At 43.2% G+C, this 14,793-nt stretch carries 14 protein-coding genes; 13 read left to right on the forward strand and 1 reads right to left on the reverse strand.

The features are described from left to right. Positions 1-195 precede the first annotated feature (195 nt). From coaBC to spoVM, 10 genes are all read left to right on the forward strand, one after another. Positions 196-1,407: a bifunctional phosphopantothenoylcysteine decarboxylase/phosphopantothenate--cysteine ligase CoaBC gene (coaBC, locus tag IEV18_RS01530; RefSeq protein ID WP_188390609.1), complete on the forward strand. Its 1,212-nt coding sequence runs from the start codon at positions 196-198 to the stop codon at positions 1,405-1,407. After that, a complete protein-coding gene (gene priA / locus IEV18_RS01535; protein ID WP_188390610.1) occupies positions 1,404-3,812 on the forward strand; it encodes a primosomal protein N' in 2,409 nt (802 codons plus the stop codon). Before coaBC ends, priA begins: the two co-directional genes overlap by 4 nt. 35 nt (positions 3,813-3,847) lie before the next feature. After that, the gene (fmt, locus tag IEV18_RS01540; protein WP_188390611.1) at positions 3,848-4,789 is read left to right on the forward strand and encodes a methionyl-tRNA formyltransferase; all 942 of its coding nucleotides are present in this window, start codon (positions 3,848-3,850) and stop codon (positions 4,787-4,789) included. Position 4,790: 1 nt separating this feature from the next. Continuing rightward, the gene (rsmB, locus tag IEV18_RS01545) at positions 4,791-6,143 is read left to right on the forward strand and encodes a 16S rRNA (cytosine(967)-C(5))-methyltransferase RsmB (protein ID WP_188390612.1); all 1,353 of its coding nucleotides are present in this window, start codon (positions 4,791-4,793) and stop codon (positions 6,141-6,143) included. A gap of 77 nt (positions 6,144-6,220) precedes the next feature. Then, positions 6,221-7,000 (forward strand): Stp1/IreP family PP2C-type Ser/Thr phosphatase, encoded by a 780-nt coding sequence (locus IEV18_RS01550; protein ID WP_188390613.1) that lies wholly within the window; start codon positions 6,221-6,223, stop codon positions 6,998-7,000. Further along, positions 6,975-9,002: a Stk1 family PASTA domain-containing Ser/Thr kinase gene (gene pknB, locus IEV18_RS01555; RefSeq protein ID WP_308421527.1), complete on the forward strand. Its 2,028-nt coding sequence runs from the start codon at positions 6,975-6,977 to the stop codon at positions 9,000-9,002. The genes IEV18_RS01550 and pknB overlap by 26 nt, the downstream gene beginning before the upstream one ends. Continuing rightward, positions 9,003-9,884 carry a ribosome small subunit-dependent GTPase A gene (gene rsgA / locus IEV18_RS01560; RefSeq protein WP_188390615.1) on the forward strand — a complete coding sequence of 294 codons (882 nt, stop codon included), beginning with the start codon at positions 9,003-9,005 and terminating at the stop codon, positions 9,882-9,884. A 1-nt stretch (position 9,885) separates the two neighbouring features. Continuing rightward, entirely contained in the window at positions 9,886-10,545 is a 660-nt protein-coding gene (gene rpe, locus IEV18_RS01565; RefSeq protein ID WP_188390616.1) for a ribulose-phosphate 3-epimerase, read from the forward strand. Between the two features lies 1 nt (position 10,546). Then, positions 10,547-11,197 carry a thiamine diphosphokinase gene (locus IEV18_RS01570; RefSeq protein ID WP_188390617.1) on the forward strand — a complete coding sequence of 217 codons (651 nt, stop codon included), beginning with the start codon at positions 10,547-10,549 and terminating at the stop codon, positions 11,195-11,197. A 26-nt stretch (positions 11,198-11,223) separates the two neighbouring features. Beyond that, entirely contained in the window at positions 11,224-11,307 is an 84-nt protein-coding gene (spoVM, locus tag IEV18_RS01575) for a stage V sporulation protein SpoVM (protein ID WP_188390702.1), read from the forward strand. A gap of 219 nt (positions 11,308-11,526) precedes the next feature. Here spoVM and rpmB read toward each other — a convergent pair whose 3' ends face one another. Continuing rightward, entirely contained in the window at positions 11,527-11,715 is a 189-nt protein-coding gene (rpmB, locus tag IEV18_RS01580; protein ID WP_188390618.1) for a 50S ribosomal protein L28, read from the reverse strand. Positions 11,716-11,955: 240 nt separating this feature from the next. On the opposite strand from rpmB, the gene IEV18_RS01585 reads away from it, so the two are divergent. The 3 genes from IEV18_RS01585 (at position 11,956) to sdaAB (ending at position 14,787) form a co-directional block, all read left to right on the forward strand. Next, positions 11,956-12,318, forward strand: coding sequence for an Asp23/Gls24 family envelope stress response protein (locus tag IEV18_RS01585; protein WP_188390619.1), 363 nt, complete (start codon positions 11,956-11,958; stop codon positions 12,316-12,318). A 26-nt stretch (positions 12,319-12,344) separates the two neighbouring features. Further along, entirely contained in the window at positions 12,345-14,000 is a 1,656-nt protein-coding gene (gene fakA / locus IEV18_RS01590) for a DAK2 domain-containing protein (RefSeq protein ID WP_188390620.1), read from the forward strand. 124 nt (positions 14,001-14,124) lie between these two features. After that, complete coding sequence (gene sdaAB / locus IEV18_RS01595; protein ID WP_188390621.1) at positions 14,125-14,787, forward strand: L-serine ammonia-lyase, iron-sulfur-dependent subunit beta; 663 nt, start codon at positions 14,125-14,127, stop codon at positions 14,785-14,787. Positions 14,788-14,793: the final 6 nt, after the last annotated feature.

A 14,793-nucleotide genomic window follows, 5' to 3' on the forward strand; every position in this document is an offset into this window, starting at 1 on the left:
TCCGCTAGATATGAAATTTTGCGTCATACATAATCTGGAACCGCCGTATACGGAACCGTACGTACGGTGGTGTGAGAGGGACGGAGGTTAGTCACCTCCCCCTATCTCAATTCGTCCGCCGTTCAGGAAAATATAGCAGGATTGTGATATAAATATACTTGAAGCTGAAGTCGGAACAAGAAAGGAAGAAACGGGATGCTACAGGAGAAAAATATTTTAGTAGGGGTTTCAGGAGGAATCGCTTCATATAAAGCATGTACGTTAACGAGCAAGCTCGTCCAAAAGGGTGCCAATGTCAAAGTGATGATGACGGAAAATGCGGCAAAATTCGTATCTCCACTGACGTTTCAGGCGTTATCCAGGAACACGGTATATATCGATACATTTGATGAATTTGATCCGAAGAAAATTGCCCATATTGATGCAGCCGACTGGGCAGATATTGTCGTCATCGCACCTGCCACTGCCAATATTATCGGAAAGCTGGCGAACGGAATTGCGGACGATATGCTTTCAACGACGCTATTGGCAACAGAAGCAGATGTGTACATTGCACCTGCAATGAATGTACATATGTATCAGCATCCGGCAGTTATACGCAATATGAAACAGCTGGAAGAGTGGGGCTACCATTTTATCGAACCCGGGTCTGGCTATCTTGCCTGCGGCTATGTCGGAAAAGGCCGTTTGGAAGAGCCGGAAACAATTATTCATGTTTTGGAAACCCATCAGAAAAGGAAGAAGCCGTCCCTGCTCTCCGGAAAAAAAGTGCTCGTATCAGCTGGACCAACCCAGGAAACGATTGATCCAGTCCGTTATTTTACGAATCGTTCTTCGGGAAAAATGGGATTTGCCTTGGCGGAAGCAGCGGCTGAATTCGGAGCGGAAGTGACCCTCGTTGCCGGTCCGACCAACGAAAAAATAAATAGCCCCCTTGTGAAAAGAGTCGACGTCACTTCGGCGGAGGATATGTATAAAGCGATGCACACCTATTTTGAAGAAAGTGATATTGTCATAAAAGCTGCGGCGGTAGCAGATTACCGTCCAAAAGTCGTATATGACCAAAAAGTGAAAAAGAAAGAAGGCAATTGGGTAATAGAAATGGAGAGGACAAAAGATATTTTACAGTCTTTAGGAGAAAAGAAAACCCGCCAATTTCTAGTCGGTTTTGCCGCGGAAACGGTGAACCCAATCGAATACGGAAAAGCAAAATTAAAGAAAAAAAATTTAGACGCCATTGTCGTAAACAACGTAGCGCAGGAAGGGGCAGGTTTCCAGTCGGATACGAATATCGTTACATACGTAAATGAAAAACGGGAAAAACAGCTCCCCCTTGCGCCAAAAAAGGAAATAGCTCGACAACTTTTTCGTCTGATCATTCAAGATATGAAGGATGAATCACTTTGAAAATAGCGAAAGTCATTGTGGACGTCCCTTCCAATTCGTTAAACAAAGCGTTTGATTATGTCATCCCAGGACGATTTAGCCGTATGGTTGAAAAAGGAATGCGGGTAGTTGTCCCCTTTGGCCCAAGGAAGATAATGGGTTTTGTCGTTGAGATAACCGATGAATCAGAAGCGGAAAACGTAAAGGAAATTATTGACGTATTGGATGTTGCACCGGTATTAACGGAAGAATTGCTGGAACTTGGCAATTGGCTTGCAGACCGAACTGTCAGCCTTACGGTAACTGCATTGCAAGCAATGCTCCCGCAAGTGCTGAAATCCAAATATAAAAAGGAAATAGTACGGCGGACAGAGGAAATGCTTCCTGAACCATGGGAATTTTTGTTTCAAGGACGAGACGTAATTCCTTTTGAGGAATTTGCCAATTCTCCCATCAGTTACCATCAATTGCAAAAGGCGGTTCATCAGGGCGACGTGGAAATAAGCTACGTAGTTAAATCGAGAATTACGAAAAAGTTCGTTACGATGGTTAGACCAAAAAGAGATAGTATTTATTTGGAAGAAGCCTTGCTCGATTTGCCGAAAAATGCGAAAAAACAAAGAAAAATAATCGATTATTTTCTTGCTCATCCGAATCCGGTGGAACAGAACCTGCTATGCCGGAAGCTGGATACTACAGCGAGTACGATTAAAAACCTGGCAGAAAAGGGGCTTATCGAAACATTCCGAAAAGAGGTTTTTCGCAATCCTTTTCATGATGAGGATATTGAACGGACGAGCCCCCTCCCGTTAACCGACGAGCAAAAAAACGCCTTTGCTTCAATAACCGCAAGCATTGAAAACGGCAAACATGACGTATTTCTGCTCCACGGGGTAACAGGAAGCGGGAAAACCGAGGTATATTTGCAGGCAATTCAAAAGGTGATTGAGAAAGGAAAAGAAGCAATTGTTCTCGTTCCGGAAATTTCTTTAACTCCTCAAATGGTTCGGCGATTTAAAAGCAGGTTCGGGAAAAATGTTGCTGTCATGCATAGTGCTTTGTCTGCCGGCGAAAAATACGATGAGTGGCGGAAAATTCAGCAAAAAAAAGTTCAAGTAGTCGTCGGTGCCCGTTCGGCAATCTTTGCTCCCTTTGAAAATATCGGTATTATAATTATTGATGAAGAACATGAAACGAGCTACAAACAGGAAGACCAGCCGCGGTATCATGCAAGGGATGTGGCCATACGCCGCGGGAAATATCATCAATGTCCCGTCGTATTGGGGAGTGCCACTCCTTCGCTTGAGTCCTATGCAAGGGCAATAAAAGGGATATACCACTTATGTGAATTAACAAAACGAACGAATAATCAGCCAATGCCGCAAGTGGATATCGTCGACATGCGAAAAGAATTGCACGCCGGAAACCGGACGATGTTTTCCCGAAACTTAATGGAAAAATTGGAAGACCGCCTGCTGAAGGGCGAACAGAGCGTATTATTGCTCAATCGGCGGGGCTATTCAACCTTTGTCATGTGCCGAGAGTGCGGCCATGTGAATAAGTGCCCCCATTGTGACATCGCCCTGACGTATCATAAAAAAAGCGGCCGCCTTAAATGTCATTATTGTACATTTGAAGAGTTTGTTCCATCTGTTTGTCCGAGCTGCCAAAGCAGTCTGATTCGATTTTTCGGCACCGGAACGGAGCGGGTAGAAGAAGCGTTAACAAAGCTTATTCCTGAAGCAAGGGTGTTGCGGATGGATGTAGACACGACGAGAAAGAAAGGCGCCCATGAAAAAATTTTAAAACAATTCGGCGAAGGAAAAGCGGATATTTTGCTCGGCACGCAAATGATTGCCAAAGGCTTAGACTTTGAAAATGTAACGCTCGTCGGGGTATTAACAGCTGATTCCATGCTCCATTTGCCAGATTTCCGTTCCAGCGAAAAAACGTTTCAATTATTGACCCAAGTAAGCGGAAGAGCCGGAAGACATGAACGGCCGGGAGAAGTAGTAGTGCAAACGTACACACCGGAACATTATGCAGTTCAGCTGGCAAGCGAATATGATTTTGCCGCCTTTTTCCAACAGGAAATGAAAATGCGAAAAAGCTTTCAATATCCGCCCTACGTTTATTTGGCACTTATAACGATTTCTTGTGAAAATAGGGCGATGGCCATCCAATCGGCACAAAGATTTGCCCAGCTTTTATTGAAAATGGTCAATGAAAAAACGGTAATCCTGGGGCCGACACCGTCGCCGATTCCGAAAATAAATGATAAGTACCGCTATCAATGTATTGTGAAATATAAATACGAACCGAAGCTTGCCCATTTTTTGCGAAAAGCGGCAAATCAGTTTGAAGAAATCCGCAGAAAATACGGACTGCAAATTATTATCGATATGGAGCCGTATCATTTAATGTAAACAAAGGAAACTAGATTAGAAGGAAGGTTCGCTTGATGAAAAAAATTGTCTTCATGGGAACGCCGGATTTTTCAGTTCCCATTTTACAATCTTTAGCAAATAATCCCGAATATGAAGTAGTACTGATCGTAACCCAGCCGGACCGGCCAAAGGGAAGAAAAAAAATACTCACGCCTCCGCCAGTGAAAACAGCAGGGGAAAAACTGGGAATTCCCGTATTTCAGCCGGAAAAACTGCGTGATGAATATAAAAAAGTTTTATCCTATCATCCGGATATCATCGTCACCGCCGCCTACGGCCAACTGCTGCCGAAAGCGCTGCTGGACGCTCCGCCTTTTGGCTGCATCAATGTTCACGCATCCTTGCTTCCCGAGTTTCGAGGCGGAGCACCGATTCACCACGCAATAATTGCCGGCAAAAAGGAAACAGGAATTACGATTATGTATATGGCGGAAAAACTCGATGCCGGCGATATTATCAGTCAAGTCAAAGTCCCAATTGATGAAAAGGATCATGTCGGCTCGATGCATGACAAACTTTCTGAAGCAGGTGCTCAATTATTAATGGAAACATTGCCAAAAATATTTGCCAGGGAAATCGAGCCGGTGCCGCAGGATGAAGCGAAGGCGACTTTTGCTGCAAACATTAGGCGGGAAGAAGAGAAAATAGACTGGACAAAGACTGCCCAGGAAATCTTTAACCACATTCGCGGCCTGCATCCATGGCCTGTTGCCTATACAACGTATGAAGGCAAAATCATGAAAATTTGGTGGGGAGAGACGGATCATACACAATATAGCGGAAAACCAGGAGAAATTATCCGGGTAGAAAGAGATGCTTTTACCGTAATCTGCGGCGACGGAAAGGGTCTATCTGTTACGGAAATCCAGCCGGCAGGAAAGAAAAGAATGATGGTGAAAGATTATTTGCAAGGCTCCAAAGAGCGGATTAAAATCGGGACGATTTTAGGAGGTTAACGTGACGAAATTACGAAACAATATTTTGGATATACTCCTGCGCATCGAGAAGGATGAAGGTTACAGCAATTTACTATTAAATTTTGAACTGGAAGGGAAAACGTATTCGGAAAAGGATCGTGCTCTGATAACGGAAATCGTCTATGGCACCCTGCAGCGGAAGCTTACGTTAGATTTTTTCCTGGACCCATTTATACAAAAGAAGAAAAAGCTGGATGTATGGGTGCGGATGCTTCTCAGAATGTCACTCTACCAAATGATTTATTTAGATAAAATACCCGACCATGCAATCATTCATGAGGCAGTGGAGATTGCAAAAGCAAGAGGCCATAAAGGGATTGCCGGTCTTGTAAACGGGGTGCTGCGAAACGTGCAGCGGAAAGGGAGAGACCATTTTGTTTCCCTATTTTCTTCGATAACCGATGAGACAGAGCGGCTTGCCATAAGGACAAGCCATCCTTACTGGCTCGTTCGCCGCTGGGTAAATGCCTACGGATTTTCGCGGGCACAAGCAATGTGTGAAGCAAATTTAGAGAGAAAGCCCATCTCTGTCCGGATTCAGCCTTTAAGAATAAGCCGTGATGAAGCGCTGGAAACGTTGCAGCAGGAAGGACTAACCGTACGTCCGTCGCCATTTTCGGAGCAAGGGATTATTGTGGAAAAGGGGAATATTATTTCATCATCTTTATTCCGGCAAAATTATCTTACCGTACAAGATCAAAGTTCCATGCTCGTAGCGGAAATGCTCAAGCCAAAACCAGATTCCCGCGTGTTAGATGCATGCAGTGCTCCGGGAGGAAAGGCGACCCATATTGCTGAAAAAATGAAGAACCGAGGAAGAATCGATGCTTATGATCTCCACCAAAAGAAAGTAAAACTGATAGAAGAGAAAGCGGCTGCGTTAGAACTGTCAATTATCCATGCCAGCAAAGGGGATGCCCGAAATTTAAAAAAGATGTATGCTCCGGAAAGTTTTGACTATATTCTTGTTGATGCGCCTTGTTCCGGTCTTGGCGTCATCCGGGGAAAGCCCGAAATAAAATATAAAAAGGAAGAAAGGGATATCGAACGTTTACAGGAAGTCCAGCTGGCAATCTTAGACGGGGTGAGCCCGTTATTGAAGTCCAACGGTACGATAATATATAGTACATGCACCGTAGAATTAAAAGAAAATGAAGAAGTTGTGAAACGATTTTTACATACTCATCCTGATTATGCGTTGGATGCATCGTTTCGTGATGATTTGCCTCCGCTATTAAAAAATGCACCGGGTTTAACGGAATACGGTCTGCAGTTATTTCCTCAAGATTATGCAACGGACGGATTCTTTTTAACCCGTTTGAAAAAAGTTTGATTATTTTTGTTCTTTTCTGGAAGATTTTGTGTAATACTTGAACTAAATAGTACACGCATTAGTTTAGGGGGGTTAGCATGATCGGTACATTCCTGACCGACCGCGGCAAAGTACGTACCCATAATGAAGACGCAGGCGGCATATTTTACAATGAATCGAACCAGCTGCTGGCTATTATTGCAGATGGCATGGGCGGACATCAGGCAGGAGACGTGGCCAGTCAAATGGCGATTAACGCAATGAAAGAGAGATGGGAAGAAACAAAGCGTTTTTCATCACCTGAAGAAGTAGAAACATGGCTGAAGAAACATATTTCGGAAGTAAACGCATTAATTTATCGCCATGCCCAGTCGAATAAAGAATGTGAGGGCATGGGAACGACAATCGTCAGTGTCGTTTGCTTAGACGAACATTTAATCATTGCCCATATTGGGGACAGCCGATGTTATGTTTTTCGCCAGCAGACGATTGAACAAGTAACAGAAGATCACTCCCTCGTCAATGCCCTCGTCCAGTCTGGTCAGCTTTCCAAAGACGATGCAGCTACCCACCCGAGGAGAAATGTCGTCTTAAGGGCACTGGGCTCTGAGGAAAAGGTGAACATGGACGTTCAGACCGTACCTTTAGAAAAGGGGATAAAAGTATTGCTCTGTTCCGACGGACTAACGGATAAAATCCGGGATGAAGAGCTGTCGGAAATCGTATCGGAAGACAAGCCAATTGAAGAAATTGGCCGAAAGCTGATTGACCTTGCCAATGAACGCGGCGGAGAAGACAATATTTCGCTCATCCTATTAGTTGACGATGCGAAGGTGGAAGCAGGTGAGAAAGTTGAGAAAAGATCACCTTCTCAATGACCGGTATCTGATCAAGGCAAAAATTGGCGGCGGCGGCATGGCGGACGTGTATTTGGCAAGGGACATTATACTGGAGCGGGATGTCGCTGTAAAACAGCTGCGAACGGAATATGCACATGACCAGGAGTTCATCGCCCGCTTTGACCGGGAAGCCCAGTCGGCAACGAGCCTATCCCACCCGAATATCGTCAGTATTTATGATGTTGGGGAAGAAGATGATCTTTTATACATGGTCATGGAATATGTCGAAGGGATGACATTAAAAGAATACATAAAAGAGTATGGTCCCCTTCCGGTTGAGGAAGCGATCGATATCATGAAACAGATTGCTTCGGCAATTCAGCATGCCCATGCCAACAATATTATACATAGGGACATTAAGCCGCAAAATATTTTAATGGATCATTACGGAAATGTGAAAGTGACGGATTTCGGCATTGCCGTTGCACTGAGTGCCACTGCGCTCACGCAAACGAATTCCATTCTCGGCTCTGTTCATTATTTGTCGCCTGAACAGGCAAGAGGCGGTATGGCTACGAAAAAGTCGGACATATACTCGTTAGGGATTGTCTTTTTTGAACTGCTGACAGGCAGGCTGCCATTTTCAGGCCAATCGCCAGTATCTATCGCTTTAAAGCATCTGCAAAGCGAAACCCCTTCCGTTCGGCGATTTAATCAGGATATTCCGCAAAGTGTGGAAAATATTGTCTTAAAAGCAACGGCGAAGAACCCTTTTCACCGTTACGAGACGATTTATGATTTAGAAGAGGCATTGGATACGGCCCTTGATCCGGATAAATTACATGAGCCCCCGTTTACTCCTCCGAAAGAAACGGGGGAGGAGACGAAGGCTATTCCGATTATTACGGATAACGAGTTTAAACACGATTATGATCAGGAAACCATTGTCCATCACGGAAACGGGGAAACAAAAGAATACGAAGATAACCAAACTCCGCCACCGGCGAATAAGAAAAATAAGAAGAAGAAAAGCAAAAAGAAAAATGGAAAAAAACAAAAAAGGAAAAGATGGCTGCTGATTGGTGCAAGCGTATTAATGCTGTTTTTAGCTGCCATTGTAGTACTGTTTATCTATCCGGGAATTCTGTTATCGAAGGAAGTAACGATGCCAGATGTTATCGAAATGGAAGCAGAGGAAGCAAGGGATTTGCTGGAGGAATTGGGACTCGTTGTAGAAAAGGAACGAATTCCATCGGAAGAAATTGAAGAAGGCTTCGTTGTCAGAACAAGCCCAAAAAGCGGCCGGACGGTGAAAACCGGTTCTGCAGTGACCCTCTTCATCAGTGAAGGGAAAGAAAAAATCGTATTTGGTGACTATACGGGACAAGATTTTAGCCAAGTGAAACGATTGCTGGAAAGGGAAGGATTTACCGACATTGTAACTTATGAAGTATACTCAGAAAAACCGGTCGGCGAAATTATTACCCAGTTACAGCCAGCGCCTGAAAGCGAAGTCGTCCCAAGTGAAACGAAGATAATTTTTGAAATAAGCAAAGGACCTGAACTGGTGCAATTAACTGATTTATCAGGGATGACCGTTTCTGAAGCAAAACAATATTTGGAAAACAATAATTTACGGATGAACGTGATTGAAGAAAATTCCGATGTCATTCCTGAAGGTGCAGTCATCAGACAATCGCCAAAACCTGGGACGAATGTACAGGAAAATACGACGGTGGATGTTTACGTTTCAAAAGGGATGGAACAAAGACCGCCTATCTCCCATTCCGTCACGTATACCGTGCCGTATACGCTCAGTGCTGACGGGGAAGGAGAGGAACGTCCGGAACAAGTTGTAAGAATTTATATCGGTGATGTAAATAACGATATTTCGGAAGTGTATGAAGAACGGGCGATTAAAGAAGATACAGAATTTACTTTTACGTTAACGATCCCTGAAGGAGGACAAGCGGAATATATTATTACCCGGGATGATGAAGTACTGAGGAATCAGGTTGTCACTTATGAGGAAGGTGAATAAATGGAGAGAGGCAGAATAATTAAAGCATTAAGCGGATTCTATTATGTAAAGTCTGGGGATAAAATCTATCGTTGCCAGGGGCGGGGAGTATTTCGGAATCAGAAAATTTCTCCCCTCGTCGGTGATTTTGTCGAATTTGAACGAAGGGATTATGAAGAAGGATATATTATGCGCATTGAACCGCGGTCAACGGAACTCATACGCCCTCCGATCGCAAATATTGACCAGGCTATCATTATCAGTTCTGCTCGCTCCCCAGAATTCAGTCCAATACTACTGGATCGGTTTCTTGTATTAGTGGAATATAAGCAGATCCAACCGGTCATTTTTATTACGAAAGCGGATTTACTGTCGGATAAAGAGAAAGAAACCATCCTCCATTATCAAAAAGTATATAAAAATATTGGCTATCCGGTAGAATTGCTGTCGGTAAAAGACAAAGATGGTCTGCCGGATTTAGGCCATTATTTTAAGGGGAAGGTTACCGTTTTTGCCGGCCAGTCCGGGGTAGGAAAATCTTCGCTATTAAATGCCTTGGTCCCGTCCCTTACATTGGCAACGAATGAAGTGTCGGAAAGCTTAGGCAGGGGAAAACATACGACGAGACACGTGGAACTGATAGAGGCATTTGATGGGCTAATTGCGGATACACCAGGCTTCAGCTCCTTAGAATTAACTGAGATCGATCCGGATGAACTGACCGATTGTTTTCCGGAAATGGCTAAGCGAAAGGAGCAATGCAAATTCCGCGGCTGTTTACATGACAAGGAACCTGCATGTGCCGTAAAACAGGCGGTGGACAAGGAGCAAATCGCATCGTTCCGTTATGAAAATTATTTGCGTTTTTTAAATGAAATTCAAAACAGAAAGCCGAGGTATTAACATGGTAAAAATTGCACCATCTATTCTTTCTGCGGATTTTTCCAAATTAAAAGATGAAATTAAGGAAGTGGAAATAGCAGGGGCAGATTATTTGCATGTGGACGTCATGGACGGTCATTTCGTCCCGAATATTACGATTGGGCCGTTAGTCGTGGAGGCGATAAAGCCCCATACAAAGCTGCCCTTGGACGTCCATTTAATGATTGAGAATCCGGATCAATATATTCCAGAGTTTGCCAAGAGCGGTGCGTCGATTATTTCTGTGCACCAAGAAGCGTGTACCCATCTCCATCGAACAATTCAGCTGATAAAAGACAACGGAGTGCAGGCAGGAGTTGTGATCAATCCGGCAACACCGGCACAGCTGATTAAACCAATCCTTGCTGATGTCGATCTCGTTTTAGTTATGACGGTCAATCCGGGATTTGGCGGGCAATCATTTATTAAGGAGACGTTGCCGAAAATTTGGGAGATTGCCAAGTGGCGTGAAGAGTTGAACTTGTCCTTCCAGATTGAAGTGGACGGCGGAGTAAACCGTGAAACGGCAAAATGGTGTACGGATAAGGGAGCTGACATTTTGGTCGCCGGAAGTGCCATCTTCAACGAAAAGGACAGGGCAAAAGCGATTGAAACCATCGTAAACAGCGTGAAAGGGAATTAATATGCTGTCTATTGGAATCGTCGGGAATGGCCCCGAAGAACTGCTCGAAGATTTCCGCCGTTTTTCTGAGGACATTGATATTTGGATTGGTGCAGACCGGGGCGCCTTGTTTCTGGCAAGAGAAAACATTTATATGCAATATGCAGTCGGCGATTTTGATTCCGTCAGCAGCGAAGAGAGACAAAGAATCAAGCAATATAGCAAACATTTTCAACACCACCCCGAAGAAAAAAACGAAACCGATTTGGAATTAGCACTCATAATCGCTTATCAGCTAAAGCCAGAAAACATATATTTATTTGGCGTTACCGGAGGAAGGCTGGATCACGGTTTGGCAAATATCCAGCAATTGTATACGATCCGCCAAAAGGGCATCCAAGGAGTTATCGTTGACAAACAGAATCGAATTGAAATGTTTTTCCCCGGGACATATGAAATTACAAAAGACAAACATTATCCCTATATATCATTTATACCCTTTTCAAAAAAGGTGGAAAAACTATCATTAGAAGGTTTTTACTATCCGCTGAAAGAAGCGACGATTTGTTGGGGGTCCACCCGCTGTATTTCCAATGAACTTCTTGAAAATAGTGGTACTTTTTCTTTTCAGGAAGGCATAGTATTAGTTATAAAGAGTCGCAATGTGATTTGAATGGAAGTCACGATAGGAGGGCACTTATGAAATTTTATACGATTAAACTCCCAAAATTTATCGGCGGATTTGTAAAAATCGTCATCGGCATTTTTAAAAAGGATAAATAACTTGTCATTCGCTTTTGTTTCATCTCCATAAGATGGCAAAAGCATTTTTTTTAATTTCTGATAGGAGGGGGATTGGAAAGAGATTTCCGAAATGAAAAAACACCCTGCTTCGTGAAAAGCTTTCAAAATTAAAAAGACATTTCAACGTCATCGGGTGTTTTTTAAGAGATATAGAATATAGAAAATTCCTTGTCTCTTCATTACATTGTTTCATTAAAATTAGACACGTTCCACTTTCCCAGACTTTAATGCACGGGCAGAAACGTATACTTTTTTCGGTTTTCCATCTACCATAATGCGCACTTTTTGCACATTTGCTTTCCATTTGCGCTTATTGGAATTCATAGCGTGAGAGCGTTGATTTCCGCTGCGGGTACCACGTCCAGTAACAACACATTTTCTAGCCATGTTATTCCCTCCTAACTCTATATATGTGTCATCATACTCATTCAATTTATCACAAACCTTGGGAGAATGCAATGATTCAATTGCGTACAGTACTTATTCACTTGACATCTAAAATAAATTCATCCATTGTTATAAAAGGGAAAATGAATCATTGGTCTGAATGTTTAGTACCAGCTTTTAAAAATATCGGGCTATAGTATAATTTTCTTATATTAGAAGCAGGTTTTAAGGAGGATTATTATGTCCATTGAATTGAATACAAAGGATGGCAAAGTTACTATTACCACGGATGTAATTGCCACCGTTGCCGGCGGTACGGCAGTGGAATGCTACGGAATTGTCGGCATGGCGTCAAAAAGTCAAATTAGAGACGGCATTGCAGAAATCTTGCGGAAAGAGAATTTTTCCCGGGGGATTGTCGTTCGTCAAGAAGATGATAAACTTCATATTGATATGTATATTATCGTCAGCTATGGAACGAAAATATCTGAAGTAGCCAACAATGTCCAATCCCAAGTAAAATATGCTTTAAGCAAATCTTTAGGATTAGCAGTCGATTCGGTAAATATTTTTGTCCAAGGTGTTAGAGTAGAAAAAGATTAATAGCGGATGTTCAAGGAGGAAGTATGGTGACCATTTCAAAAATCGATGGTGTTATGCTAGCACAAATGATTCAATCAGGTGCCCGCCACCTGGCCAATAACGCCAAAAAAATAGATGCATTAAACGTCTTTCCGGTACCGGATGGAGATACAGGTACGAATATGAACTTGTCCATGACTTCAGGGGCAAGTGAGGTAAAAAAATTACATACAGATAACGTTTCTGAAGTAGCCAACGCTTTTGCGAAAGGCTTGCTGATGGGAGCAAGAGGAAATTCGGGAGTTATTTTATCGCAAATTTTCCGCGGCTTTGCCAAAGGAGTCGATAAGAAAAACTCTTTAGATACAAAGGATTTGGCAGAAGCCTTTGAAACAGGGGTTGCTGTTGCCTATAAAGCGGTCATGAAACCGGTGGAAGGAACCATTCTTACCGTCGCAAAAGATGCGGCAAAAGAAGCAGCTTTCCTTGCGAAGCAGGAAACGGATATTGTCGTATTTATGGAAAAAGTATTAAAGAAAGCAAAAGTTTCTCTCAAAAGAACGCCGGAACTGCTGCCGGTCCTGAAGGAAGTCGGGGTAGTTGATTCAGGCGGCCAAGGACTTGTTACGATATATGAAGGGTTTTTGGCGGCGTTAACTGGCGAAGAGCTGCCGGAAGAAGAGCCGAATGTTTTAGATATGGACGAACTCGTTCATCACGAGCATCATCAGGCCCAGGAATTTATGGATACTTCGGAAATTGTATACGGCTATTGCACCGAATTTATGATTAAGTTTGAAGAGGAAAAACTGGCAGCCCATCCATTCAGCGAAGAAGCGTTCCGTGAAGAATTAAGCGAACATGGAGATTCATTGCTCGTCGTTTCTGATGACGAAATTGTAAAAGTGCATATTCATACGGAGAGTCCGGGGACATGTCTCAATTTGGGCCAACGGTTTGGCAGTTTCCTGAAGGTGAAAGTGGATAATATGCGGGAGCAACATTCAGCTATTGTCAATAAAAAGGAAGAAAAACCAAAAGAGAAAAAAGAGTATGGCATTGTAACCGTAGCGATGGGCAAAGGGCTGAAAAACTTGTTTGAAAGTCTTGGCGCTTCCGTCGTTATTGAAGGCGGCCAGACGATGAACCCGAGCACCCAGGACATTGCAGAAGCAATTAATCGAGCCAATGCGAAAAATGTTATCGTTCTGCCGAATAATAAAAATATCCGCATGGCAGCAGATCAGGCTGCAGAGCTTGCGGAAGTGAATGCGGTCGTTGTGCCGACGACGACAATCCCTCAAGGAATTAGCGCCATGCTTGCTTTTCATCCGGAAAATGATACCGAATCCAATCAGAAAGCGATGGATGAAGCAAGAAAACTCGTGAAAACGGGACAAATTACTTATGCGGTGAGAGACACCCAGATGGAAGGAATAACGATTGAGAAAGGTCATTTTATGGGAATTAGTGACGGCAAAATTGTGGCAACGGATCCGAACCGGCAGGAGACGGTCAAATTATTGCTGGAACAAATGATTACAGATGACGATGAAATATTAACGATTCTCGTCGGCGAAGACGCAACCGCGGAAGAAACTGACGATATTATCGCATTTGTAGAGCAGACATTTGAGGATGTCGAAATTGAAGTGCACCAGGGGGACCAGCCAATTTACTCATATATATTCTCCGTAGAATAAATCGCCAAAAATCTTTGGCGATTTATTTTCTTTCATGGGATTTAAATGGTAACCATTGTAATAATGATTAAATCGATAGAGTTTGTTATAATTTACTTAGCAAACAGGGAAGGAGTAGGGGGAAATGAAATATCAGTCGGTATTTGATATCATCGGCCCGGTAATGGTCGGACCGTCAAGCTCGCATACTGCAGGCGCAGCAAGAATCGGGCTTGCAGCAAGAAATCTGTTTGGCAAGCAGCCTGCTTGGGCAAAAATTCACTTATATGAGTCTTTTGCAAAAACGTATCGCGGCCACGGAACGGATTTTGCCCTAGCTGGAGGTTTATTAGGCTTTGCAACCGACGATCCGCGCATGAGCAAAGCTTTAGATATAGCAAAAGAAGAAGGGCTTCACATCGAATTTATTGAAGATAGTGCCTCAAGCGTCCATCCGAATACGGCAAGAGTAATTGTCGGGGACGGGAAAGAAGAGCTGGAACTGGTTGGAATTTCCATCGGCGGAGGAAAAATTGAAATTATTGAGCTGAACGGTTTCGAACTGCGCCTTTCCGGCAATCATCCTGCCATACTCGTATTGCACAATGACCGCTTCGGAGCGATTGCATCGGTTACAAAGATTTTAGCAAAATATAGAATTAATATCGGTCATATGGAAGTAAACCGTAAAGATGTCGGCAAGGATGCATTGATGGTTATAGAGACGGACCAAAATGTGGATGATACTATTTTAAATGAATTAAAGGGTGCAGACCATATTATAAAAGTTTCGAAAATCGTTAGCTGATATTGA

The organism is Compostibacillus humi, from assembly GCF_014637175.1.
Lineage (GTDB): Bacteria > Bacillota > Bacilli > Bacillales > Amphibacillaceae > Oceanobacillus > Oceanobacillus humi.